At 57.3% G+C, this 22,517-nt stretch carries 24 protein-coding genes and 1 tRNA gene; 12 read left to right on the top strand and 13 right to left on the bottom strand.

The features are described 5' to 3' along the window. Nucleotides 1-82 precede the first annotated feature (82 nt). Genes phnC through JZI28_RS02625 form a run of 4 tightly spaced genes read left to right on the top strand, consistent with a single transcriptional unit; the run spans nt 83 to nt 3,417 of the window. Nucleotides 83-856, top strand: coding sequence for a phosphonate ABC transporter ATP-binding protein (gene phnC, locus JZI28_RS02610; protein WP_295453273.1), 774 nt, complete (start codon nt 83-85; stop codon nt 854-856). Next, entirely contained in the window at nt 853-1,647 is a 795-nt protein-coding gene (phnE, locus tag JZI28_RS02615; protein ID WP_297339474.1) for a phosphonate ABC transporter, permease protein PhnE, read from the top strand. Before phnC ends, phnE (JZI28_RS02615) begins: the two co-directional genes overlap by 4 nt. Then, nucleotides 1,644-2,456 carry a phosphonate ABC transporter, permease protein PhnE gene (gene phnE / locus JZI28_RS02620; RefSeq protein WP_375699148.1) on the top strand — a complete coding sequence of 271 codons (813 nt, stop codon included), beginning with the start codon at nt 1,644-1,646 and terminating at the stop codon, nt 2,454-2,456. Before phnE (JZI28_RS02615) ends, phnE (JZI28_RS02620) begins: the two co-directional genes overlap by 4 nt. 58 nt (nt 2,457-2,514) lie before the next feature. Beyond that, nucleotides 2,515-3,417: an HAD-IIA family hydrolase gene (locus tag JZI28_RS02625; RefSeq protein WP_375699149.1), complete on the top strand. Its 903-nt coding sequence runs from the start codon at nt 2,515-2,517 to the stop codon at nt 3,415-3,417. A gap of 49 nt (nt 3,418-3,466) precedes the next feature. Here the strand turns inward: JZI28_RS02625 and JZI28_RS02630 are convergent, their stop codons facing one another. The 4 genes from JZI28_RS02630 to JZI28_RS02645 form a co-directional block, all read right to left on the bottom strand. Next, complete coding sequence (locus JZI28_RS02630; protein WP_375699150.1) at nt 3,467-3,736, bottom strand: helix-turn-helix domain-containing protein; 270 nt, start codon at nt 3,734-3,736, stop codon at nt 3,467-3,469. 189 nt (nt 3,737-3,925) lie between these two features. After that, entirely contained in the window at nt 3,926-4,684 is a 759-nt protein-coding gene (istB, locus tag JZI28_RS02635; protein ID WP_274841184.1) for an IS21-like element helper ATPase IstB, read from the bottom strand. Further along, nucleotides 4,681-6,180: an IS21 family transposase gene (gene istA / locus JZI28_RS02640; RefSeq protein ID WP_375700067.1), complete on the bottom strand. Its 1,500-nt coding sequence runs from the start codon at nt 6,178-6,180 to the stop codon at nt 4,681-4,683. The genes istB and istA overlap by 4 nt, the downstream gene beginning before the upstream one ends. Before the next feature lie 104 nt (nt 6,181-6,284). Next, nucleotides 6,285-6,950, bottom strand: coding sequence for a hypothetical protein (locus JZI28_RS02645; protein WP_375699151.1), 666 nt, complete (start codon nt 6,948-6,950; stop codon nt 6,285-6,287). 189 nt (nt 6,951-7,139) lie between these two features. Between JZI28_RS02645 and JZI28_RS02650 the strand changes: the two genes are divergently transcribed. Genes JZI28_RS02650 through JZI28_RS02660 form a run of 3 tightly spaced genes read left to right on the top strand, consistent with a single transcriptional unit; the run spans nt 7,140 to nt 9,931 of the window. Beyond that, on the top strand, nt 7,140-7,601 hold the full coding sequence (locus JZI28_RS02650) for a cupin domain-containing protein (protein WP_375699152.1): 462 nt from the start codon (nt 7,140-7,142) through the stop codon (nt 7,599-7,601). Between the two features lie 11 nt (nt 7,602-7,612). After that, nucleotides 7,613-9,100 (top strand): flavin-containing monooxygenase, encoded by a 1,488-nt coding sequence (locus JZI28_RS02655; RefSeq protein WP_375699153.1) that lies wholly within the window; start codon nt 7,613-7,615, stop codon nt 9,098-9,100. A 3-nt stretch (nt 9,101-9,103) separates the two neighbouring features. Beyond that, complete coding sequence (locus tag JZI28_RS02660) at nt 9,104-9,931, top strand: alpha/beta hydrolase (RefSeq protein ID WP_375699154.1); 828 nt, start codon at nt 9,104-9,106, stop codon at nt 9,929-9,931. A 538-nt stretch (nt 9,932-10,469) separates the two neighbouring features. Here the strand turns inward: JZI28_RS02660 and JZI28_RS02665 are convergent. Continuing rightward, entirely contained in the window at nt 10,470-11,528 is a 1,059-nt protein-coding gene (locus JZI28_RS02665) for an IS110 family transposase (RefSeq protein WP_375700068.1), read from the bottom strand. A gap of 62 nt (nt 11,529-11,590) precedes the next feature. Between JZI28_RS02665 and JZI28_RS02670 the strand changes: the two genes are divergently transcribed. From JZI28_RS02670 to JZI28_RS02680, 3 genes are all read left to right on the top strand, one after another. Continuing rightward, nucleotides 11,591-12,753, top strand: a protein-coding gene (locus JZI28_RS02670; RefSeq protein ID WP_375699155.1) for an IS3 family transposase whose coding sequence is annotated in 2 segments (ribosomal slippage) — nt 11,591-11,861 and nt 11,861-12,753 — 1,164 coding nt in all. Because the reading frame shifts where the segments join, the coding sequence is not laid out codon by codon here. A gap of 48 nt (nt 12,754-12,801) precedes the next feature. After that, complete coding sequence (locus JZI28_RS02675) at nt 12,802-13,377, top strand: amidohydrolase family protein (protein WP_375699156.1); 576 nt, start codon at nt 12,802-12,804, stop codon at nt 13,375-13,377. Nucleotides 13,378-13,389: 12 nt separating this feature from the next. Next, nucleotides 13,390-14,469 (top strand): CobW family GTP-binding protein, encoded by a 1,080-nt coding sequence (locus tag JZI28_RS02680; RefSeq protein ID WP_375699157.1) that lies wholly within the window; start codon nt 13,390-13,392, stop codon nt 14,467-14,469. Here the strand turns inward: JZI28_RS02680 and JZI28_RS02685 are convergent. The 6 genes from JZI28_RS02685 to JZI28_RS02710 form a co-directional block, all read right to left on the bottom strand. Continuing rightward, nucleotides 14,435-14,512, bottom strand: a tRNA-Arg gene (locus JZI28_RS02685). The genes JZI28_RS02680 and JZI28_RS02685 overlap by 35 nt on opposite strands. Nucleotides 14,513-14,731: 219 nt before the next feature. Beyond that, entirely contained in the window at nt 14,732-15,277 is a 546-nt protein-coding gene (locus tag JZI28_RS02690; protein ID WP_375699158.1) for a DUF3833 domain-containing protein, read from the bottom strand. Then, nucleotides 15,277-16,500 carry an MFS transporter gene (locus JZI28_RS02695; RefSeq protein ID WP_375699159.1) on the bottom strand — a complete coding sequence of 408 codons (1,224 nt, stop codon included), beginning with the start codon at nt 16,498-16,500 and terminating at the stop codon, nt 15,277-15,279. Before JZI28_RS02695 ends, JZI28_RS02690 begins: the two co-directional genes overlap by 1 nt. Further along, nucleotides 16,500-16,994 (bottom strand): hypothetical protein, encoded by a 495-nt coding sequence (locus JZI28_RS02700; RefSeq protein WP_375699160.1) that lies wholly within the window; start codon nt 16,992-16,994, stop codon nt 16,500-16,502. Before JZI28_RS02700 ends, JZI28_RS02695 begins: the two co-directional genes overlap by 1 nt. Continuing rightward, nucleotides 16,987-18,144, bottom strand: coding sequence for a class I SAM-dependent methyltransferase (locus tag JZI28_RS02705; protein ID WP_375699161.1), 1,158 nt, complete (start codon nt 18,142-18,144; stop codon nt 16,987-16,989). The genes JZI28_RS02700 and JZI28_RS02705 overlap by 8 nt, the downstream gene beginning before the upstream one ends. Next, the gene (locus tag JZI28_RS02710; RefSeq protein ID WP_353402557.1) at nt 18,083-19,432 is read right to left on the bottom strand and encodes an FAD-dependent oxidoreductase; all 1,350 of its coding nucleotides are present in this window, start codon (nt 19,430-19,432) and stop codon (nt 18,083-18,085) included. Before JZI28_RS02710 ends, JZI28_RS02705 begins: the two co-directional genes overlap by 62 nt. Before the next feature lie 120 nt (nt 19,433-19,552). On the opposite strand from JZI28_RS02710, the gene JZI28_RS02715 reads away from it, so the two are divergent. Together JZI28_RS02715 and JZI28_RS02720 are read left to right on the top strand one after the other, a co-directional pair. Beyond that, nucleotides 19,553-20,317 (top strand): DUF1365 domain-containing protein, encoded by a 765-nt coding sequence (locus JZI28_RS02715; protein WP_375699162.1) that lies wholly within the window; start codon nt 19,553-19,555, stop codon nt 20,315-20,317. Then, nucleotides 20,317-21,042: an SDR family NAD(P)-dependent oxidoreductase gene (locus JZI28_RS02720; RefSeq protein WP_375699163.1), complete on the top strand. Its 726-nt coding sequence runs from the start codon at nt 20,317-20,319 to the stop codon at nt 21,040-21,042. The genes JZI28_RS02715 and JZI28_RS02720 overlap by 1 nt, the downstream gene beginning before the upstream one ends. A gap of 172 nt (nt 21,043-21,214) precedes the next feature. Here the strand turns inward: JZI28_RS02720 and JZI28_RS02725 are convergent, their stop codons facing one another. Together JZI28_RS02725 and JZI28_RS02730 are read right to left on the bottom strand one after the other, a co-directional pair. Next, nucleotides 21,215-21,850 carry a ChrR family anti-sigma-E factor gene (locus JZI28_RS02725; RefSeq protein ID WP_295447345.1) on the bottom strand — a complete coding sequence of 212 codons (636 nt, stop codon included), beginning with the start codon at nt 21,848-21,850 and terminating at the stop codon, nt 21,215-21,217. Next, the gene (locus JZI28_RS02730) at nt 21,851-22,387 is read right to left on the bottom strand and encodes a sigma-70 family RNA polymerase sigma factor (protein WP_375699164.1); all 537 of its coding nucleotides are present in this window, start codon (nt 22,385-22,387) and stop codon (nt 21,851-21,853) included. Nucleotides 22,388-22,517: the final 130 nt, after the last annotated feature.

Here is a 22,517-nt window from a genome sequence, read left to right on the forward strand (position 1 = left end):
TCCGGGACCATTTTTTCCAGCCTGGTGCGTCCCGCTGCGGCGCGCGCCATTGGCACGGCTGCGCTATGCCCGAGGACCCCCAATGCTAAAAATCTCAAAGCTGACCAAACGATATGGCTCCGGCGATCCTGTGCTCAAGGAGCTGGACCTGACCGTCGAAGGCGATCAGTTGACCTCCGTTATCGGCTCTTCCGGGGCTGGCAAAAGCACGCTTTTGCGCTGCATCAATCGGCTGGTTGAGCCAACCTCCGGTTCAATTGATCTGAACGGCACCGAATTCACCACCCTGAACCGCCGCGAGTTGCGCACTGCACGCCGCCGTATTGGTATGGTGTTTCAGAGCTTCAATCTGATTGACCGTCTGACGGTGATGGAAAACGTCCAGTCGGGCCGTTTGGGGTATATTTCCACCTGGGCGGCGCTGACCCGCCGCTATCCGCGCGACGACATCCGCCACGCCTATGAGCTGATGGAGCGGGTTGGAATTGCCCATTACGCCGATAAACGCGCAGATGAGCTGTCGGGCGGCGAACGTCAGCGGGTCGGTGTGGTGCGCGCCTTGATGCAGCGCCCAGAAATTCTGTTGGCGGATGAGCCTACAGCCTCGCTCGACCCCAAGACCTCCGAGCAGATCATGTCACTGCTGCGCGATCTGGCCTCTGAGCTGAAATTGCCGGTGATCATCAACATCCACAATGTCACCGAAGCCAAAGAATACAGCGACCGCATTGTCGGCATGCGCTACGGACGGATCATTTTTGATGATCTGCCGGGCAAGCTGGACAAGCCTGAAATGGATGAAATCTATGCCGGGGTGCCGGCCATGGATCGCGCCGAAGTCGGAGCCGTGGCATGAGCACCGATAGAACCAGCTGGCGCAAGCCGGCCTTTATCAAAAACCCGACGCTTCGCTACGGGATCTATGCCGCGCTTGCCATCTATGTTGTTGTCACCCTGGCCACATTGCCCATTGATTGGGATCGGGTCTCTGACGGGATGCGCCGGGCGCAGCGGATCTTTAACGGGGCTTTTCCGCCAAACTTTGAACGCTCTGGCCTGTTGATCGACGGCTTTCTGGAAAGCCTGAAGATTGCCATTCTGGCAACCGTGGGCGGCATTGCCCTGTCAGTGCCGCTGGCCTTTATGGCGGCGCGCAATATCTCGATCAAGCCGATCTACTTTCTGGGGCGCGGCATCATTATCGTGGCGCGCAGCTTTCACCCGGTGATTGTCGCCATCATCTTTGTCAAGGCGGTTGGCTTTGGCCCCTTTGCCGGCGCCCTGACGCTGGTGGTCTATTCCATTGGCTTTGTGGCAAAACTGCTGGCGGAACGGATCGAAGAGATCGACTTTGGCCAGGTTGAGGCGATGCGCTCGGTTGGTGCGGGCTTTCTCTCGACCCTGGTCTACGCAGTGATGCCCCAGATCATGCCACGGCTTGTGGGCCTGGGCATCTACCAGCTGGACAGCAACCTGCGGGCCTCTGCCGTGGTTGGGATTGTTGGGGCAGGTGGCATTGGTGCCACCCTGGCCAATGCCTTTGGCCGTTACGATTATGATTTTGCCCTGGCCATCACCATGGTCATTGTCGGCGTCATTCTGGTGTCAGAGGCGGTGAGCGGATTTATCAGAAAGCGGATCGCATGATGGACAGTCAACCTTTGCAGCAGACACTTGACCATTGGTCCCGCTTTACCCTGCGCCAGCGTCTGATGCGCTATAGCGGTTTGATGTTCACCCTGCTGATCGTGGCCTGGGCTCTCAGCAGTATTGACGTAATCTGGGAATGGGTCTGGGACGCGCCGACACAAATGGGCGATCTCTTTGGCCGGATGATGCCGCCAGATCCCAGCAATCTGCCGTCGATCCTGGAGGCCATCTGGCAGACCGTGAACATCGCCACACTGGCCACCATGTTTGCCGTCGTGGTGTCGCTGCCGGTTGCCTATATTTCGGCGCAGAACACCACCCCGAACCGGGTGACCCTGTGGATTGGCCGCTTCATCCTGGTGTCGTCCCGTTCGGTCAACACCATTATCTGGGCGCTGCTCTTTGTGGCCATCTTTGGTCCTGGCATTGTTGCGGGCATTGTCGCCATCATGTTCCGGTCTATCGGTTTTCTGGGCAAACTGCTGGGGGAAGCCATCGAAGAGATCGATCACAAGCCCGTCGAGGCCCTGGAGGCCTGCGGGGCCTCGCGGTTCAAGATCGTGCTCTACGCCATTGTGCCGCAAGTGATGCCCGCCTTTTTTGCCATTGCGATCCTGCGCTGGGACATCAACCTGCGGGAATCCACCGTGCTGGGACTGGTAGGCGCGGGGGGCATCGGCATGATCCTGCAGGGGGCAATTGATACCTTCAACTGGCCCGAGGTCTCGATGGTGTTGCTGACTATCCTGGCGCTTGTTGTCTTCGGAGAGGTGGTTTCCTCTTACATGCGCAAGAAAATCCTATAAGCCTTTTGGCGGCCAGTCCTGCTGGCCGCCAGATGTATTTAGTTTCAAGGCACCCCCAATGATCGACACAAAATGGGCTTTTCAACGCTATGAGAGCCTGCGGGCAGCCTTGCCCAGTGCAGCCTTTTGTCAGGATTCCCGCAACGGGCGGGATCTCAGCGATACAGCGCCGGATTTTGACGCCTATATTCTGGATGCCTTTGGCGTTTTGAACCGGGGCGAAACGGCCATCGAGGGCGCGGTAGAGCAGATGGCTGCGCTGCGCGCCTTGGGCAAGCGGCTGATCGTTCTGACCAATGCGGCCAGCTATACGCGCGGCGAAATCTTGGCAAAATACCACCGGCTTGGCTTTGACTTTGACGCCTCTGAGGTGGTCTCCAGCCGTGATGTTGCTTTTGCCAATCTTACCACATTGCTGCCGTCACAGGTTTGGGCCGCAGCCGCGGCCCAAGGCGATGATTTCAGCGATGCGCCGACCACGGCCCGGATTGCCCATTTGGCTGACAATCCTGATCTGCTGAACACTGCCGGTGGGATCCTGCTGCTGTCCTCTGCCCGTTGGCGCGAGGCTGATACCGCTGCGGTGGTGCAGGCGCTGCAACACCGCCCCCGGCCGCTGGTTGTCGCCAACCCGGATCTGGTCGCCCCGCGTGAGGAGGGGCTGTCGTTGGAACCTGGCTTGATTGCACATGACATCATTGCCCAAACGGGCCTGCGGGCGGAGTTCTATGGCAAACCCTATGGCAATGCCTTTGAGGTCGCCCTGAACCAGCTGGCGGGCATCCCCCGCCACCGCATCGCCATGGTGGGCGATACGCTGCACACCGATGTTCTGGGGGGCGCAGCGGCCGGCATTGGCACCATCCTGATTACGGATCACGGCTTGTTTCGCGGCCACGATGTCGCGCCCTTTATTCGCAGTTCTGGGATCCGCCCGGATTGGGTGGTTGCCACGACCTGAAGGCATAGTTGCGCTGTCTGGAGCGGTGAGCCCCTAACGCTGTCGAGTCTTATGAGAACCGGTTCTGCGCCAGGGTGTCCCTGGGAGAGCAGCCAAACACCTCACGGTAGGCAATGGAAAACCGGCCCAGATGAAAGAAGCCGGCTTCATAGGCGATGCCACTGACCAGGGTGTCCTTGGGCAGCGATTGTGCCAGCAGATGCGCATGGTTCAGGCGTTGTCGTTGAAGAAAGCCAACCGGGGTGCAGCCAAGGCTTTGTTGAAAACTCAGCTGCAGGCTGCGGATACTGCAGCCTGCGGCAGCTGCGATCTGGGCCACGGTGATCGGATCGGTCAGGTTTTCCAGGATATGTCAAGGGCGGCGCAAAATTGGTCCATTAGGGCGGCGTAAAAGTAGGCCAGTTTGGATTGAGCCGTTTGTTTGATTTTAGAGGCGCCCGGGGACCTGCGGCTCCTCACATAGCAAGCGGGTTCCCGGGCGCATTGCCCCGTGAGGGGCAATTCCTGATCAGTTGTTCTGGGTTGTTTTTCGGCTCTGTGCGAGGCGGTAGCTTTCACCGTTCATCTCGAGAATGGAGACATGATGGGTGAGCCGATCAAGAAGTGCGCCGGTGAGACGTTCTGATCCGAGCGTTTCAGTCCATTCCTCGAAGGGGAGGTTGCTGGTGATCAATGTCGAGGCGCGTTCGTATCTCTGCGAGATCAGTTCGAAGAGGAGTTCTGCGCCGGTTTTGCTCAATGGCACGAAGCCTAATTCATCAATGATCAGCAGCTTGGGTGCCAGCATCTGCTTTTGCAGGCGCAGGAGCCGTTTCTCGTCACTGGCCTCAATCAGCTCATGGACAAGAGCCGCCGCGGTGGTGAAGCGAACCGGTATCCCTTTCTGACAAGCGGCCAGTCCAAGGCCAAGAGCGACATGCGTTTTGCCCGTGCCACTTGGCCCCAGAGCGATCACGTTCTCGCGCCGCTCGATCCATCCGCAACGGGCGAGGTCCAACACCCTGGCTTTGTTCAGGGCGGGGATTGCCTGGAAGTCGAAACTGTCCAGACTTTTGGGCGCCGGGAACTTCGCCGCCTTGACCCGTCGCTCCACCATACGCCGCTCCCGATCGATGAGTTCCAATTCGATCAATCTGTGGAGGAACTGGATGTGATCCTTCCCCTCGGCGGCGCACTGTCGCGCCTGCTTCTCGTATTCGCGCAATACGGTGGGCAGTTTGAGCTTCTTGAGGTGATGGGCCAGCAGAAGGTCCGGGACTTCCGTCATGCGGCTCCCTCCGACAGGAGCGCCATGTAACTCGCGGCTTTTGTCGTCTGAACCGCAGTCCGGGGAAGATAGGGGTAGAGGGACAGATCGAGCCGAGCGGGGCGGCGCTCCACTTGGCACAGGACCAGATGCTTGATCGCATCAAAGGCGATCGCCCGCTTTTGCAACGCCACCCGCACCGCCGCGCACAAAGTCGGCAGATCAAAGCTTTCCAGGAGCCGAAGCACCTGAATGAACTCTCGGCGCCCTTGGCGGGCATGTCTCGCTTCCATTAGGCGACGCAGGGTTTGCAGCTCGTCGGGCATCTCCCAATCGACCAAAGGGGCGGCTTGGTCCAAGGCCCCGGGCTTCGTCTCCAGAAGGGCAAAGTAATGCACAGGGTCGAAGATCATTTGTTCGCGCTCGTAGCAGCGGGCGTGACGGGCGATGACCCCACCACCACAGCCGATTTCGACCACATCCACAAACGCACGGATCGTCACCTCCCGTAAGCCATAGGTGCTGGGAACCGAGTAATCATTGGATTTGTAGCGCACCAGAGATTGGGAGCTGACCCGGCCCGTTGCCTTGTGGCAGGCTTGGTAAGGCATTGCAGGGAGTGGCGACATGGCAGCCAGATCCCGCTTCAGCCGTTCCCCGATCGTCTCCCGGTGCCCATGCAAGACAGCCGACTGCCGTGTCAGACATTGTTCTTCGAGCCAGACATTGAAGCTGTCCAGATCAGGGAATTCCGGCAGCGGCACCATCAGGTTGCGCCGGGACCAGCCCACCAGACCTTCGACATTGCCTTTATCGTTCCCCTTGCCCGGGCGGCCGTAGCGATCATCAAAAAGGTAGTGTGACAACATCTCCGTGAACATCTGCGTCCGCCGACGCCGCCCTCCGGCTTCGATCTTCGCAACAAGGCAGCTGTCATTGTCATAGACCACCGAGAGCGGCACGCGCCCGAAGAACTCAAAGGCGTGAACATGCCCGTCCATCCAGGCTTCTGTTGTCGCCGCATGATAGGCCCGCACATAGCATGCATCGCTGTAGGGCAGGTCAAAGGCAAAAAAGTGGATCTTCTGTTCCACGCCCCCCAGGATGACAACGGCCTCACCGAAATCGGCCTGCCCGTGACCCGGAGGATGGGCGAGTGGAATGAACATCTCCCGCGCTTTTTGACGATGCCCCCGAACATAGTCCTTCACGGTCGTATAACCGCCGGTAAAGCCTTCTTCCTCACGGAGCCGTTCAAAGATCCGCTTCGCCGTATGGCGTTGCTTCTTCGGACGGTTCTGATCCTCCAGAAGCCATTGGTCAATTGTATCGGTGAAGGCTTCCAACTTCGGGCGCCGAACTTTCTGGCTCCGGCGGTAACCAGGGGGAGACGAATACGCGCACATCTTGTCGACCGTTCCACGGGCAAGGCCAAAATCACGGGCGATCGAACGTTTGCTGCGCCCCTCATCGAAATGCGCGCGGCGCACGGCTAAATATACTTCCACGGTGAAAATCCTCCGGCCCTCCCTGCAAAGACAGTGAGAGCAAAAGTGGACGACTTTTGCGCCGCCCGCCCCGGCAAAATACCGGCGCTACCGTGGCCTAATTTGCAACCGCCCTATACAAGGATATAGGTGCGGGCGCGATTGATCTGCGGTGACGACACCTGCGGTTGGGCCTGGGTCATCAGATGATGCACCGTGCTGGGTTGCGCCATCAGGAACCCTGTTATCAATTCCTCTTCGAACAGGGTTTGGTGCTTATGCTGGCTGTCTCCGAAGGCGCCTTTTTGGTCGGCCACAGCGACGGCAGCCCGGAATTTTCGTTCCCAGCTTTGTAGCGCAGGTGATTCCAACTGGACCTCGGGATCGAAAACGATGGGATGAGTCAGCGCATGCCCCAAAATCCGCTCGGCCATCTGGTGCAACGCGGTGGCGTCAATCTGAAGCAACAGTTTCTCACAGCCCCCATACCAGACCATATGGGTGTCGCGCGTTGGATTGAGAACCGACCCGGTTCTGTGTGTTGCCTCTACCGTCTTGCGTCCATTGCGGACCTTGGCGGCGCCAAGCAGTGGAATTTGAACAAGATAAAAGTCACTCAGCTCTCCGGGGTTGATCGTCACATCGCAGCCATACCGCATGTAATTCAGCGACAGGCTTTGCCCTTGGGCCTGGCTATGGCAGGCGTCAAACCTGCCATGCGCGGCACCTGGGATCAGATCGTGATCGCAGAATTGTTCAGCTACTGAGGCGCGTACAAGGTCAACGTCAGTTGACCGCAACAGGCGGTGCCTGCGCAGGGGGTCGGCCGATTTGCTTAGGAATACAGGTCCCATCCCAAGCAGCCTAAAAAGTTTTAAACTTAAAGCAAGCACTTTCGAGAATGCATTTTTTTGCGCAATTTGGACAAAGCAAACCGAGACTGCGCAGTACGCTGTTTGTGACATTTTGTCATAACAGGGAAAAATAACATGAAAGAAACAGCCGGAGTTACGTCAACCGACACAGGTCTCGAAGGCGCCGTATGGAACGTCGTAGGCCAGATTTACACCCCCAAACTGCACTCCGACAATGCCATGATCTGGCACGCGGTGGTGCCTGCAGACACCTTTGTCCCGCCGCATGTTCATCCGACCCAGGATGAATGGATCCTGGTCGTCGAGGGCAACCTGGAAGTGGATTTTGGCTATGAAGAGGGCAATGTAAAACCCAACAAAGCCGGACCAGGCGATTTGATCCGTATGCCCATGGGCCTGGCGCATGGAGTTTTTAACCGGTCAGGGGCCGAGGCGAAATGCGTCTTTGGCGTGGCTCCGTCGCGCAAGATCTATGATCTGTTCTGTGCCTTGGATGGGGTAACGGAGCCAGAAGAACTGGTGCGTATCTCCGCCCTACATGAGGTGGACTTTCTGCCGCCACCCCCAGAGGCGTAAGGAGAGCCCAGATGGTGAGTAGAAAAACAGTTGCCGTCATTGGCGGCGGTGTTGCGGGCCTAGCCGCAGCCAAGGCATTTGACGAAAAAGGCCACCGCGTCATCGGGTTTGAACGCAGTCACGATTTTGGCGGCGTCTGGGAATTGTCGCGCTCCTACCCTGGTGTGCAAACACAAAGCCCAAAGGAGCTGTATCGCTTTACCGATATGGCGATGCCGGATGCCTATCCGCAATGGCCAAAGGGTCCGCAGGTGCACGCCTATATCCATTCCTATGCCGCCAAGCACAAGCTTGGTCGGCTGTATCAGCTGCACACGGATGTGGTGGGAATGGAGCGGCGCGCCGATGGCAAGCCGGGCTGGACGCTGACGCTGGAGAGTGCAGGGCGAACCCGCAAGCAAGAATTTGACTTTGTTGCGATCTGTACCGGGCAATTTTCCTATAAGAACATCATTTCCCACCCCGGACAGGAGGCATTTATCGCGCAGGGGGGGCAGGTCATGCACTCCTCGGAGTATACCGATTCAGAGACCGCACGGGGTAAGCATGTGGTGGTTTTGGGGGGCTCAAAGTCTTCAACCGATATTGCAGTGAACGCGGCGGATCATGGGGCCAAACAGGTGACCATGGTCTACCGCAAAAACGTGTGGCGGGTGCCTTACTTCATTGGCGGCATCAACTTTAAACACCTGCTCTATATGCGCGCACAGGAGATGCAGTTTAACAGTTGGGGGCGGAGCCCGCTGCAAAAGCTGTTTGCCGCAGTCACCAAGCCGCTGGTCTGGGCCAATTTCCGCGGGCTGGAAACCATGCTGAAGCTTCAATTAGGGCTGAAGAAATGGAACATGGTACCGGATACACCGATCGAGAAAGAAGCCTCTTGTTCGCTGCCACTGGTCACTCCGGGGTTCTTTGAAACGCTGAAATCCGGCAAGCTGAACCTCGTTCAGGGGTCGATAGACCACTATGATGGTGACAGCGTGGTCTTCACCAACGGAGAGCGGGTGAAATGTGATGTTTCGGTTCTGGCCGTGGGGTGGAAATTGGGGGTTCCTGTTTTGCCCGAGGCATACCGCGAAAAGCTGATGGAAAGCGATGGTCAGTACCGGGTCTATCGCCTGTCGGTGAACCCGGATCTGCCTGAGGTGGGATTTGTCGGTTTCAACTCCAGTTTCTGCACCATTTTGTCGGCGGAAATGATTGCCAACTGGCTGGTGCGCTATGCGGATGGAAAACTTGCTCAACAACCAAGCGCGGATGAGATGAACAGCAATATCGATATGATGCTGAACTGGCGGCGCAAGGAACGTCCGGCTGCTCAGGTCTATGGCGGCCTGTGTTCGGCCCCGTTCCATTTCAAGCATTTTGATGAATTGCTGGCGGATATGGGGGCAACCAAGACCAAGCGGTCAAACCCTCTGGCTGAACAGTTCTCGTTTCCCGATGCGGACGCCTATGGTGAATTCCTCGCTTCGGCGCCCAAGTATCAGGCCGGGTAACGGATGACAAAAACGGAGTATAGTGACATGCGCGATTGGGATGATGCCTTCAACAACATGGGGCATGTCAAAGGCTCTGATGCGCTGCCCGGTTTCTGGGCAGCGCGCGCTGCAGATTATCGCAGGGGACCGGTGCGGATCGACAGCGATATCTCATATGGCGACAGCGCGCGGGAAGTCTTCGATCTGATTTGGCCGGACACCCCGACCCGTGGCGTTCTGGTTTTTGTGCATGGCGGGTTTTGGATGCGGCTGGACAAATCCTATTGGACTGATCTGGCAGAAGGCGCGCGGGCGCATGGCTGGGCGGTCTGCATTCCCAGCTACACCCTGACACCAGTGGCGCGGATTTCAGACATAACCAAACAAATCGCAACAGCCATCGAGGCCGTCGGACACCGCGTTGATGGCCCCATTCGGCTGGCAGGCCATTCGGCGGGGGGACATCTTGCGACCCGAATGATCTGTTGCGACAGCCTGCTACCGCCCAAAACATCTGCCAGAATTGAAAAGACGGTATCAATCAGCGGATTGCACGATCTGCGCCCTTTATTGCGTACTGCGATGAACGCGACCCTAAAGCTGACGGAGGCGGAAGCCGCTGCCGAAAGCGCCGCCTTGCGACGACCGATTGCTGAGGCCAAGGTCACAGCCTGGGTTGGTGGCGCGGAACGGCCAGAATTTTTGCGCCAATCGCAGCTGCTGGCGATGATGTGGGATGGCCTGGATGCGGATACCAATCTGGTTATCGAAAAGGATCACAACCATTTCACCATTCTTGACAGCATGGCATTGCCCAATTCCGCCCTCTGCAGGGAGTTGGCTGAATAGGCAACATGATGACAAGTTTGGCGGACCGTGGAGAACCCAATACCCTAATTTGAAACAGCGGGTTAGCCTGTCGAGCTCAAAAAACGCGCCCTTGAAAACACCCAGAATATTTGCCGCTTGGCGAACATTTCCGAAACGGCGTTCGGCAATGTCACAGTTTGGCAAAGCTACCCATAAGAAAGTCGCACGGTCCATTGGCTATCCCGTTCGGGCGACTAAGCCCTATCGTAACATCGGGACTTTTGGCCCCCCATGATACGCTCATAGAAACTGCGCGAGTATCATTGCTCTCGGCCCAGATGTATGTACCAGCTGCTGTTCGCAAATGATTTCTGGCATGATCTCGGAAGTCGCTCATATGTATCCGGCCTGTTGATCGACACGCGGGTCGTGGCCTTGTTGGGGTTACGCACGCGCCGTGATCTCATTAGCGGACAGGTCGATTATGACCATTTGGGCCGTCAGACTCTGGGGGCGTAATTTTTCCGTTCCATGCTTTGCTATCTATCGCGAACTCCTTTGGATTGCTGAGGGTCGATCAGATACCGACAGCAACCTCATCTCTTGGCACGTCAAATGCCGTTTTATGTCTCAAAATGCTCCACGCCATGCGCGCCAGTTTATTTGCAAGGGCGACGGCAGCCTTGTTGCGATGTATGCGTTCTGATGCATGTATTAGCCACTCGCCAAAGCTAAAGTCGGGCCATCGATGTGGCCGCATCATGATGACTTTTGCTGCTTGGACGAACAGCATCCGTAGATATCGACTTCCTCGTTTTGAGATCCGCCCCAAGATCGTTCGCCCACCGGTGCTGTATTGTCGGGGAACGAGGCCGACCCAGGCCGCAAAGTCACGACCGCGATCAAAGGCTTCGCCTTCACCTACCGCCGCGACCATCGCCGTGGAAATCATCGGACCAATACCGGGGATCGTCATGACATTTCGGCAGTTCTCTTCGGTTCGACTGATCTCTTCGATCTCTGCTGAGACCTTGTCGATACGGTCATCCATCCACATCCAGTCGCCGTAAAGGCCGATCAGGATCGAACGCATCCGGGGTGATATCTCATCTTTGCGCTCCTCCAGGATCGCTTCAAAGGAATTATTCAGCGCGCGCAGGCCTTTGCGGACAGTGATCCCTTGTTCGATCAGAAAGGCGCGGATCTGATTGATCGTTGCTGTACGACGCGACACCAGACGTGAGCGCACACGATGCAACGCCTGTAGGTCGAGCTGGTCCTGCGTCTTCTCGGAGACCGCCTTCAAGTTCGGCCGCAGCGCAGCCTCTGCGATGGCCTCAGCATCGTTGTAATCGTTCTTTTGTCCCTTGTTGAAAGGCTTCACGTAAATCGCAGGGATGATCCGAGGCTCAAAACCCATCTTGCGCAGGGTGCGGCTGACAAAGTGAGCGCTTAGACACGCCTCCATGCCGACCACGCAACGCGGCAACTTCTCGAATGTCGTTATCAAAGCGAGGCGCTTGATCTGCTTGCGCAGAACGCGCTGCCCATCTTGGTCAAAACCAACCAAATGAAACGTATCTTTGCCGATATCGATGCCAATCGACATCAGTTCATCTGAGCTACCCCCCGAAATTCGGACACTGACGTAAGCTGCTATTTGTTGTCTGCTGATCTTCAACACGAAGGAGATCAGGAATGTCGAAACGGAAGCAACATCATCCAGAATTCAAAGCCAAGGTGGCGTTGGAGGCGTTGGAGGCGTTGAAAGGCGAAGAGACGGTCAGCGATTTGGCCATTCGGTTTGGCGTGCACCCAACGATGATCCATCAGTGGAAGCGCGCATTACTTGAAGGCGCATCGGGCGTATTTGAGCGTGGCGGACGGAAGGCACCGGAAGTCGATGAGGAGCAGGTCAAAGACCTGCACGCCAAGATTGGGGAGTTGGCCGTCGCCAACGATTTTTTGGCCAGAAAGCTCAAACCTTGGACCGGCAAGTGAGGCGCAAGATGATTGAGCCGAACCTAAAAGGTCTGTCAGTCAGCAAGCAATGTTCGCTGCTGTCGATCTCGCGGTCCTCGTTCTACTATGAGCCGAAGGGCGAAAGTGAGATGAACCTCGATCTGATGCGCCTGATCGACAAGCAGTTCCTGGAAACGCCGTTTTACGGCGTGCGTCAGATGACATGGCACCTACGCAATGACGATCACCTCGTCAATAAGAAGCGGATCAGACGCCTGATGCGGCTGATGGGCCTCATGCCGATCTATCAGAAGCCCAACACCAGCAAGGCAGCGAAGGGTCACAAGATTTACCCTTATCTGTTGCGCGGCTTGCGCGTGGATCGGCCCAACCAAGTTTGGTGCGCCGACATCACCTACCTGCCGATGCGGCGTGGGTTTTTATATTTGGTCGCCATCATGGACTGGCACACGCGCAAGGTGCTGGCGTGGCGTATCTCAAACACGCTGGAAGCCGAGTTCTGTGTTGATGCCTTGAATGAAGCGATCCACAAGTTCGGCCCACCCGAGATCATGAATACGGATCAGGGCAGCCAGTTCACGTCATTTGCTTGGACCGACCGCCTGCGTCGATCCGGCATCCGCATCTCAATGGACGGCAAAGGCCGGTTCCTCGACAATATCTTTGTCGAACGACTGTGGCGGTCGCTGAAATACGAATGCGTTTATCTGCACGCATGGGAGACCGGATCAGAGGCCAAAGCTGGCGTCAGAAAGTGGATCGCGTTCTACAACCACAAGCGCCCTCATTCCGCCCTTGGCGGCAAACCACCCGCTGTGATCTATTGGCAGAGAAACGAAACAACCAACCCCGATCAGCAGATGCAAAGAGTAGCTTAAATCACGCCAGATCCTGTCCAAGGATTGGGGAGTAGCTCAACCGTCGAAATGACGCTGGACTTGCTTGAGCAATTGCAACTGGCGCATCCCCGCTTTGATCACCGGTTCACGATCGAGCATTACTGTATCAGCACTCCGGATCAGGCGCGACGGCTGAAGGCACTAGGCGGGCTGGCCAGTGTCAACAACATGTTCGTGCACTACCGTGCGCTCCTGCACGCCGACAGCGGCTTTGGTTTTGATCGCACCGAGGCCACGGCTCGGCTTGGCAGCCTCGAGCGCGAAGGCGTCGTCTTTGCGCTGCACTCGGATTTTTCGCTGGTGCTGACGCCGATCAGCCCGCTTTCGGCGGTCTGGATCGCGGTCAACCGGATCGCGCTGGACGAGAAAACCGTGCTGGCCCCCGGTGAGCGGATCGGCGTGGACCGCGCCATGCGTGCGATCACTATCGACGCCGCGCATGTGATCGGGCGCGATGCGGTTCTCGGCAGTGTCGAAGTTGGCAAACATGCTGATTTTACAGTGCTGGACGATGATCCTTACGAGGTCGACGTAAACGATATTCGCGACATCCGCGTTCACGCAACGGTCTTGGCGGGCCAAATCTTCCCCACCGACAACTGACAGGCCATCGACATGAACAGCCCCGCAACAACGACGCCGAAAAATACCACCCCAGCCGAACTGCGCCGCGCCCTCGACACTGTCGATTTTCTCTCCGGACTGGTCGAGGTGGCAGCGCTGAACCGCACAAGAAGCGACATGCGCCGCGCCGCACTTCCTGTGGTCGTCGTTAGCGGTTTTCTCGGGGCGGGCAAGACCACGCTGATGCGTCATTTGCTGACGGCGGGACATGGCATGAAGATCGCCGCGCTGGTAAATGACTTTGCTGCGCTCAACATCGACGCGGCGCTGATCGGCAATGTCACAGGCGACACAACAGCGCTCGACAACGGCTGTATTTGTTGCAGCCTGTCTGGCGGGGTGGCGCGTGCGCTTTCTGAAATAAGCGAGCGCGAAGAGCCGGTAGATGCCGTCCTCGTCGAAGCAAGCGGCGTATCCGACCCTGCAGGAATTGCCCATGTCGCGAGCGCTGTTGACGGCGTCACGCTCGATTGCATCGTGACGGTCGTGGATGCGGCGGAGAACACGGGATCGACAGGCTGGGACGATCTTCTCCAGCGTCAGGTTGCCCCTGCCAATCTTGTTCTACTGAACAAGACCGATCTCCTCAGCGCGCCTGAGGTTGACGCAATCGCCGCACGATTGGCCGCACTTGCGCCCCGAGCACAGATCTTTCGGACGTCTCATTGTGCTGTGCCGCCCGTTATCATTTTCGACGCGGCGAGTGCACCTGCGCTCATTGGCACAGAGGGCGGCGGTCGTCAGGACCATGGCTTTGCAACGATGCTGTTTAGCGCTGCTCAGCCGATCGAACGTGTTGAGATAGAGGCGCTACTGAACAATATACCCAGTGGTATCTTGCGCCTGAAGGGATTTGTTCGACTGGCGGAGGCACCCGAAACCGCAATGCTGTTGCAATGTGTTGGCCCCCGCTGGCGCTGGCAAGAGGCCCCCGAGGCTCCCAGCGGCTCAAAGCTCGTCATGATAGGTCAGACGTCGACAATGGACCCAGATTCTATCGAGCAGCATTTCGCACCACTTGGAGAGATGACAAGTTTGGCGAGCCGTGGAGGACTCGAACCCCCGACCTGAGAATTAGAAGTTCCCTGCTCTAATCCAGCTGAGCTAACGGCCCGCACTTGTCTCGGCTGTATCAGTCAAATCCTCTGCCTTGTCAACTTGCTAGAGAAATGGAATGGCGGCCCGAAAAAAAGAATTTACGTTCGCAACCTTACCTGCGGGCAGCAGACTGCCGGCGGCAATTAGGGGTGTTGTTTCAATTGGGGCCGCCGTTTCAGAGGTGCCTTGAAAATCCTGCATAGCCCTCAAACTGGGGCCATGGCTTGGGCGGTTTTTAATTTGGTCTCATTGTCGCGACCAGTTCCGCGACCTTCAGGCCAAATTTTCGCATCTCTGACTTGTTCATGATCGCGCCATCGGCGGTAAGGTACATCCAGTCTGTGGCCTGCAAGGTGTGTCCCCCGGAATCTTCGGGAAGAATGATCTCATAGCGCAAGCGGACGGTTGACCCGGAAACCACCCCCTGTGCCTCTCCCACCAGGTCATCAGCTGTGGCGGTAAAGGTATTGTTTGGACCGAGGGTCAGATACCATTTCCGGCTTTGGGTTTTCCCATTTGAATAGGTGAATTCTTCGCTCAGGGTGCCTGTGTCCCCGTCCCAGGTGCCGACCATTTTTGCAACAAAGCTGTTGGTCATCTTGCCATTTGGCCCAAAGATCAACCCTTCGGACAGGATCTCGCCAGACAGATGTGTCTTGAGATCAAACTGCGGGCCGGTTCCAGCGTAATCCTGTGGCGATTGGAACCGGAAACTAAAGAGGTAGGTTTTGGCAACTATGGCCACAAGTAGGATCACGAGGCAGGCGACAAGCAATTTCATCAGGAGGAGCTTTCACTGGGCAGCCGTAGAGCATAGCAAAAGGCTGCGGATTTCAGGACACAAGGAAGGATCGCATAGGCCGCAACAAGCGCCGACAGCGCCTCTGGCCTGTTGTGTGTGCCAGGGGTAAAGCCAAATGCCTGTAGCAGTGGCAAAGTGACTGCGGCTGCAAGGGCCAGGGCAAGTTTTCCGGCAAAGGACCAAATACCGAAGGCTGTTCCCGCGCTTAGGCCTGCTTTGGTCAGGGCAATGCTGAACAGGGCAGGCAACAGCAGCATGTCGGCCCCCAGCGCCGCCCCTGACGCCAGACAGATCAGAGCAAAGCCATAGGCGTTTCCCGGATTTAGAAACCCGGCTCCGACAAAGCTGGCAATGGCCAAAGGCATGGCGATCAACAGCGTGGCTTTGGCCCCGATCCTGTGGCTGACCAGGGTCCACAAGGGCACGCTGAGACCGGCAGACAGGAAGAACAGTACCAGCAGTGGCCCTGCCAGTTTTGGTAAGTTCAGGTAGTCTTGTACAAAAAACAGAAACAAGGTGGAGGTCAGGGCCACCGGCAGACTGTTCAGGACCGCCAGGATCAGCAGACTGGTGGCCCCGGACTGGGACAGGGCGGCATAGCTGAGGGGGCGACCGGCCACCGCAGGCTGTGACCAGACCGGTCTGGTCAGCAGGGCGGTGACGATTGCCACTGCACCCAGCAGCAGGCCAAATGCCCCATAGCCCTGTCCCGCAGCCCCCATGCCAACCAGGAGAGCCGGAGCAATCGCTGCCAAAATCACACCGATCAGCATGCCGCTTTCACGGAATGCGGCCAGCGTCATTACTGCACGTGGTTCAGCAGATTTGGCAAGGGTAGTACTGCGCCCATAGAGCAAGATCATACCCAGGCTGTAGGCGGAGAACAGCAGCAACAGGATGGGGATCATCTTGGCCAACACATAGGGGCTGGCTTGTAGTCCAAACAAAAGCGGAAACCCCAGGGTCAGCCCACCGGCAGCGAGCCAAGCAAAGCTGGACTGCTTTTGCGGCCATCGATCCACGGCCCAGCCGATCAACGGGTCCTGCACCAGATCAAACAGCCGGATGGCCAGCAAAACACCCCCCAAGGCCCCAAGCCCGATGCCAAGATCGGTGGCGGCGTATTGTGGCAAGTGAATGTACAAAGGGATCCCGGCACTGGCCAGCATCAGGGCATAAAGGCTAATTCTTGGATACAGCATCACTGCCCCAGCAGCGCCTGTGTAAAGCGCTCCGAGCGGCTGTTTTCACCCAGAAAGATCTCCATGAACCGGGTTTTGATACCCGCATGAGACAGCGTGCAAACCGCCACATCATTGCGCCAGAAAGTGAGCTCGTCCGGGCCGTTGCTGACGGCCAGATATGTGTCCCCTGGGCGGACAGCCTGATAACAGTTTTCCAGCTGCCCGCGCATGGGCAGGGCATTGCCCATGCGGTCCATTTCGCGCAGGGTGGCCTCTACCAGATCAGACTGGCTGAGATTGCGCTTATAGGTCAGCTCCAGACCAAAATCCTGCGACCAGTCCAGGGGCAGGCCGCCTTTGGTGAACAATCGCGCGGTGTAAATCTGAAACCCCAGAAATCTGAAGGCTGCCTCGCCGCGTTGCTCGGCGCCGTTTGGCAGGTTGCTGGCCTGGCTGGTCGCCGCAACAATTGGTGCCAGCCAGATGCAGAGGCCAAGTATCAGACTACGCATGGGCCAGCTCGACCTGGACGACATTCGTGTGCCCAATCGCAAAGGAGGCAGCGCAGATTTCAAGGTAGTACTGCCAGTTGCGGAAAAACCCTTCGTCATAGCCCTGTTCTTCGATCTTGCGTTGCTGCGCGACCAGACGTTCAGCCCAAATCCGGCAGGTTTTGCCGTAGTCCTGGCCAAAGGCAAAACTGTTTTTCACCTGCAGGCCCGCCGCAGTGGCCTGGCTTTCAATCACCCGATCCGACAACAGCATGCCGCCGGGGAAAACATATTGCCGGATGTAATCGGAGGAGGTGCGGTAGGTTTCAAAAAACGAATCCGGTACCGTGATGGCCTGCAGCATGACGCGGCCACCTGCCGACAGGTTCTGTTTCAGAGCCGTAAAGTAGCTGGGCCAGTATTTTTCGCCCACCGCTTCGATCATCTCGATAGAGACGATATTGTCGAATGTTCCCTGCACATCGCGGTAGTCCCGCAGCTGAATGTCGGCGCGGCCATCAAGACGGCAATCGGCATAGCTGTGCTGGTTGCGTGAAATGGTGACGCCTGTCACATCGCGGCCCTCGGCGCTGGCCTGTTCTGCAAAGCCACCCCACCCACAGCCGATTTCCAGCACACGTTCGCCGGTGGTGAGACGGGACAAGACCCGTTCGTTTTTGCGTGACTGTGCCTGGGCCAGATCATCGCCGGTTTCGCCAAAAATACCCGAGGAATAGGTCATGCCTTCGTCGAGCCAGAGTTGGTAAAACTCGTTTCCAACATCATAATGCGCGCGGATATTTTTACGGGAGCCACGTTTGGAATTGGCCCGCAGCACCCTGTCCACAAGACGAAACTTGGCGCGGTTGAACGGGCTGGCCTGATCATAACTGCCAAGATGTTCGCGGTTGATCATGGCAAGCGACATCAACCCCTCAATCGAGGGGGTATCCCATAGTCCCTGAACATAGGCCTCACCCAATCCCACCTGACCATGCGCCGCCATCGCAGAGACCGCTGCCCAATCGCGGATCTGCATTTCGGCCTCTGGTCCGTGATCCCCAAACTGATAGCGCTCCCCGTCGGGGGTCCGCAGGGTCAGTCGGCCCTCACGCAGTCGCGCGCAGGTTTCCAGGAATTGCGATTTCATCGCCTTGTGCGTCAATGTCATGCTGGGATCCTTTGTGAAGCAGTGGTGAGGGCGCATTCATCATGCGAACAATACGCATAGCGCTGGCGATGCCATCTTCGTGAAAGCCGTGACGGTTGTAGGCGCCCGCGAACCAGCTGTTGTTCTGGCCCTGCAGGCCACGCAGATCGCGCTGCGCCCCGAGCGCCGCCTGGTCAAAGACCGGGTGCGCGAACTCAACCCGGTCATAGACCTTGTCGGCGGCAATGGGCCGCGTCGGATTCAAGGTCACAAACAGCGGGTCGCTTTCGGGAATATTCTGCAGGCGGTTCATCCAATAGGTCACGCCAACTCCCCCATCCTGGCTGCGATACGCCCAGCTGGACCAACAGCTGCGACGTTTGGGCATCTGCCCTGGGTCACAATGTAGAACGGCCGTATTGGATTGGTAGCGGATCGCGCCCAGGGCGGCTTTTTCAGCAGCTGTGGCCTGCTGCCCCAGAATGCGTAGTGCCTGATCCGAATGGCAGGCAAAGACGACCTCATCAAAGCGCTGGCTGTATTGCTCCTGCGGCGTCAGGCTTACACCGCGCGTATCTCTGGTTACCGTTTGGATTGGTGAACCTGTATGAATTTTGCAGCCGCGTGCCAGCAGGGCCGCCTCCAGTCGGCGCACATATTCGATGCTGCCGCCTTTGACCGTCCACCACTGGTGTTGGCCGGTCCCGGCCAGCAGGGCGTGGTTGCGGAAAAAATTGACCAGGGACTTTGCCGGAAAGGCATCTACATCGGTCACCGGCGTAGACCAGATCGCGCCGCACATGGGCATGAGGTAATGATCGCGGAACCAGGTCCCAAGCCCCAGCTCATCCACCAGTTCACCAATGGTTTTGCTGTCATCCGTCGCCGCCGCTTCGGCTTCTTTGCCAAACCGCAGGATATCCAGCACCATCTTGTAAAATTGCGGCCGGACCAGGTTTTGTTTCTGTGCGGAGATCGCTGCAAGGCTGTTGAGCCCGTATTCAATCCTGCCATCGTCGATACTGGCGCAAAAGCTCATTTCGCTTTTGATCACCGGCACGTCGAGGTCGCGAAACAGGCGGGTGAGATAGGGATAGGTGGCGTAGTTGAAAACGATAAAACCTGTATCGACTGGCTGATCGCCATTCTGCCCTGCCAAAACCGTGCGCGCATGGCCTCCCAAACGCGGTGCCGCCTCATATAGGGTCACGTCATGGGTGGCGGACAGATAGTAGGCTGCTGACAGTCCAGAAATGCCACCTCCGATGATCGCTATTTTGCGGCGCGGGCCTTGGGTTTGGTCCAACATGCGGTCCTCATGTGTGATTATGTTTCAAGGAATACGGGGGGGATCGGCAAGCGGATCACTTTTGATAAAGGAAATTCGCAGCGCGGTGATCCAGAGGCCGATGTTTTCCGTAATGGTCACATGATTGAACTTGTATCAGCCCAAACCTATCACAGCCGCCGTGGCAGCCTGGCCAACGCCTTTCGCTATGGGGTCGACTATGTGTTGACGGATATGACCCACGCGGCGCCACCGCTTTTGTCGCGCAACCGCTTTAATCTGTTCTCGCTGCACGACCATCACCATGGTGGGCCGCGTGGGCAGGGGCAGGGGGTTGTGTGGTTTCGCAATGAACTGCACCAGCGCGGCTTTCCTGTAGAGCAGGCGCTGCTGTTGCTTCTCACCCAGCCGAGCTTTTTGTGGTTCAACTTCAATCCTGTCAGCTTTTGGATCGCCGTGGTTGATGGGGAACCGCGGGCGTTTATTGCAGAAGTGAACAACACCTTTGGCCACCGCCACTGCTATTTTTGCGCCCATTCCGATTTCCGCCCCATCAAGCGATCTGACCGGATCGAGGCAGAGAAACTGATGCATGTGTCGCCGTTTCAGCAGGTCGCCGGGCGGTATCTCTTCAACTTTGGTATGACCGAACGCGCCTTCAATATCCGCATCTCATATGAGCATGGAGAAGAGGGGGTTCTGGCCACATTGAATGGATTGAGAACCCCAGCAACAACGGCGGGCCTGGCCAGGGTGGCAATTCGCCGTCCTTTGGGTGCGGTGCGGGTTGTGGCATTGATTTATTGGCAGGCCCTGAAGCTAAAGCTCAAGGGCGCGCCGTTCCTGCGCAAGCCAGAACCCCCGAAACCGCTGATTTCTGACAGCAAGACGTCGAGTATTGGATAATGAGCACGCTGGAGGGAAAGACCTATTGGGTGATCGGCGCAAGCGAAGGCCTGGGGCGGGAGATTGCCAAGGGGCTGGTTGATGCGGGGGCGCATGTGGTTCTGTCCGCCAGATCTGGCAAGCGGTTACAACAGCTTGCTTGGGCTCTTGGATCAGCAACACCGCTGGCGATGGACGTGACCGATGCGACCTCGGTGCAGGACGCGGTAAAAAACCTGGGGCCGATTGATGGTGTGGTTTACAACGCGGGCACCTATGCCCCGATGCGTAGCCAGGAATGGGACAGCCAGACAGCCCTGGGCATGCTGGAGGTGAATTTTTCCGGCGCTGTGCGGGTGTTGGGCCATATCCTACCTGAATTTGTCGCAAAGGAGAGCGGCGATATCACGTTGATTGGATCATTGGCGGGGTATCAGGGATTGCCTGCAGCGGTTGGCTACGGGGCAAGCAAGTCAGCGCTGATCAGCCTGGCAGAAACGATGCGCCACGATCTGCGCGGCAGCGGTGTCACCATTCGCATTGTTAACCCCGGCTTTATAAAAACGCGCCTGACTGACATGAACGATTTTTCAATGCCGCAGCTGATGTCCGCAGAGACAGCCGCAGAACATGTGCTCTGGGCCATGCAGACGCGGCGGTTTCGCACGGATTTTCCACGACCGTTTTCATGGGCCATCAAGGCCTTGACGCTGCTGCCCGATTGGCTGGTGTATCGCGGCAAATAGGCGGATCGCGCCTTTTCGCCCGGTCCCTGTTTAGCCCGGTCCCTGTTTAGCCCAGTCCCTGTTTAACCCAATCCCTATTTAGCCCAGTCCCTAATGCGCTAAGTAGATGCAGTGCATCGAGCGCTACCACTTGTCAGGTGCGCAGCTGTGCACAAACGGTTTCCTGGGCAGCCTATATTCGGAAAAAGGGTTGCAACAAGCGCGGCATGAAGGCGTTGAACCGCAGTGGCGCATCGGTTGCCGCCAAGCAAATACAGGCATCCCCTGCATCGGCTATGGGCGTGTGTTCCAGCTCTTCATCCGCGATTTCAACATCGCCCACACCAAAGCTCCCGGTTTCATCACTAAAGCTGCCCTGCAGAACCAGGGTCAGTTCCAGGCCATTATGGCTATGGTCGGGAACAGCTTGCCCAGCCGGAATATACAACAGCCGCACGGATCCTGTATCTGTTGCAGACAGGATGCTTTGTCTGACCCCCATGCCCAGTGTCTTCCAGCGCGGCGAACGGCCTTTCAGGGCTTCCATGACTGGGCCTGGATAGATGTCGCGGGCGTCATATATTGGTTCAGGTCGCACCGGTTCATCAAGCAGCGCCATCACGTTGGATTTTAAGCTGCTAGAGAGCGCAACATTTTCGGTGCGCTGCAGTACCGCGCCCCCCAGTGTCTGGTGTGCGCCATAGTCCGCCCGGCAGTCCGGGCAGAGCGAAATATGTGTTGCAACAACCATTGCAAACGGGTGAGGCAGCGTGCCAGCGACATAGGCTGCCATCATATCATCTGGAATATGGTGTGTGATTGCATGCATCTAGCGCAACCCCTTTAGTTCTTTACGCAAACGGTCAAGGCCAAGGCGAATACGTGATTTCACAGTGCCCAATGGCAGTCCGGTTTGAAGGCTTATTTCCTGATGCGTGAGATCCCCCATATAGGCTTTCTCTATCATCTCTTTTTGGTCGGGCCGCAGCAGGTCCAAGGCGGTTTTGAGCTGCTCTGCCTCCTGGTCAAACGCCAGGATCTGGCTGGCATCCGGTTCCGATCCGGGGTCCTGCGCCAACTCGTCTGGCACTGGCCGGTTTTCTTTACGGATTATATCAATCTGACGGTTTCGGGCGATTTGATAAATCCAGGCCGAGGCCTGCGCACGGTGGGGATCAAACATCGCCGCCTTACGCCAAACTGTCAGCATCACATCCTGAACAATTTCTTCCGCCTGGGCTGCGCTGGTGCCACTGCGCATGATGAACCCCTTGAGTCGAGGCGCAAAATAGTCAAACAGCCCGGCAAACGCGTCTCGGTCCCGGTGATCCCGCACCGCGATAAGCCAGACCGTCAGTTGAGACATTGGCTGCTCTGGTCGCGGCACGGCTCTTCCTGTTCTGAGACGGCCCGTTTTTGCAGGGCCAGCAGAGTGATGTTCTAATACGAGCTCGATCATAACAACACTACGGGTGGGTGCAAATTTTGGATCACCT

Origin of the sequence: Pseudophaeobacter sp. TrK17, assembly GCF_042192375.1 — a bacterium.
GTDB lineage: Bacteria > Pseudomonadota > Alphaproteobacteria > Rhodobacterales > Rhodobacteraceae > Pseudophaeobacter.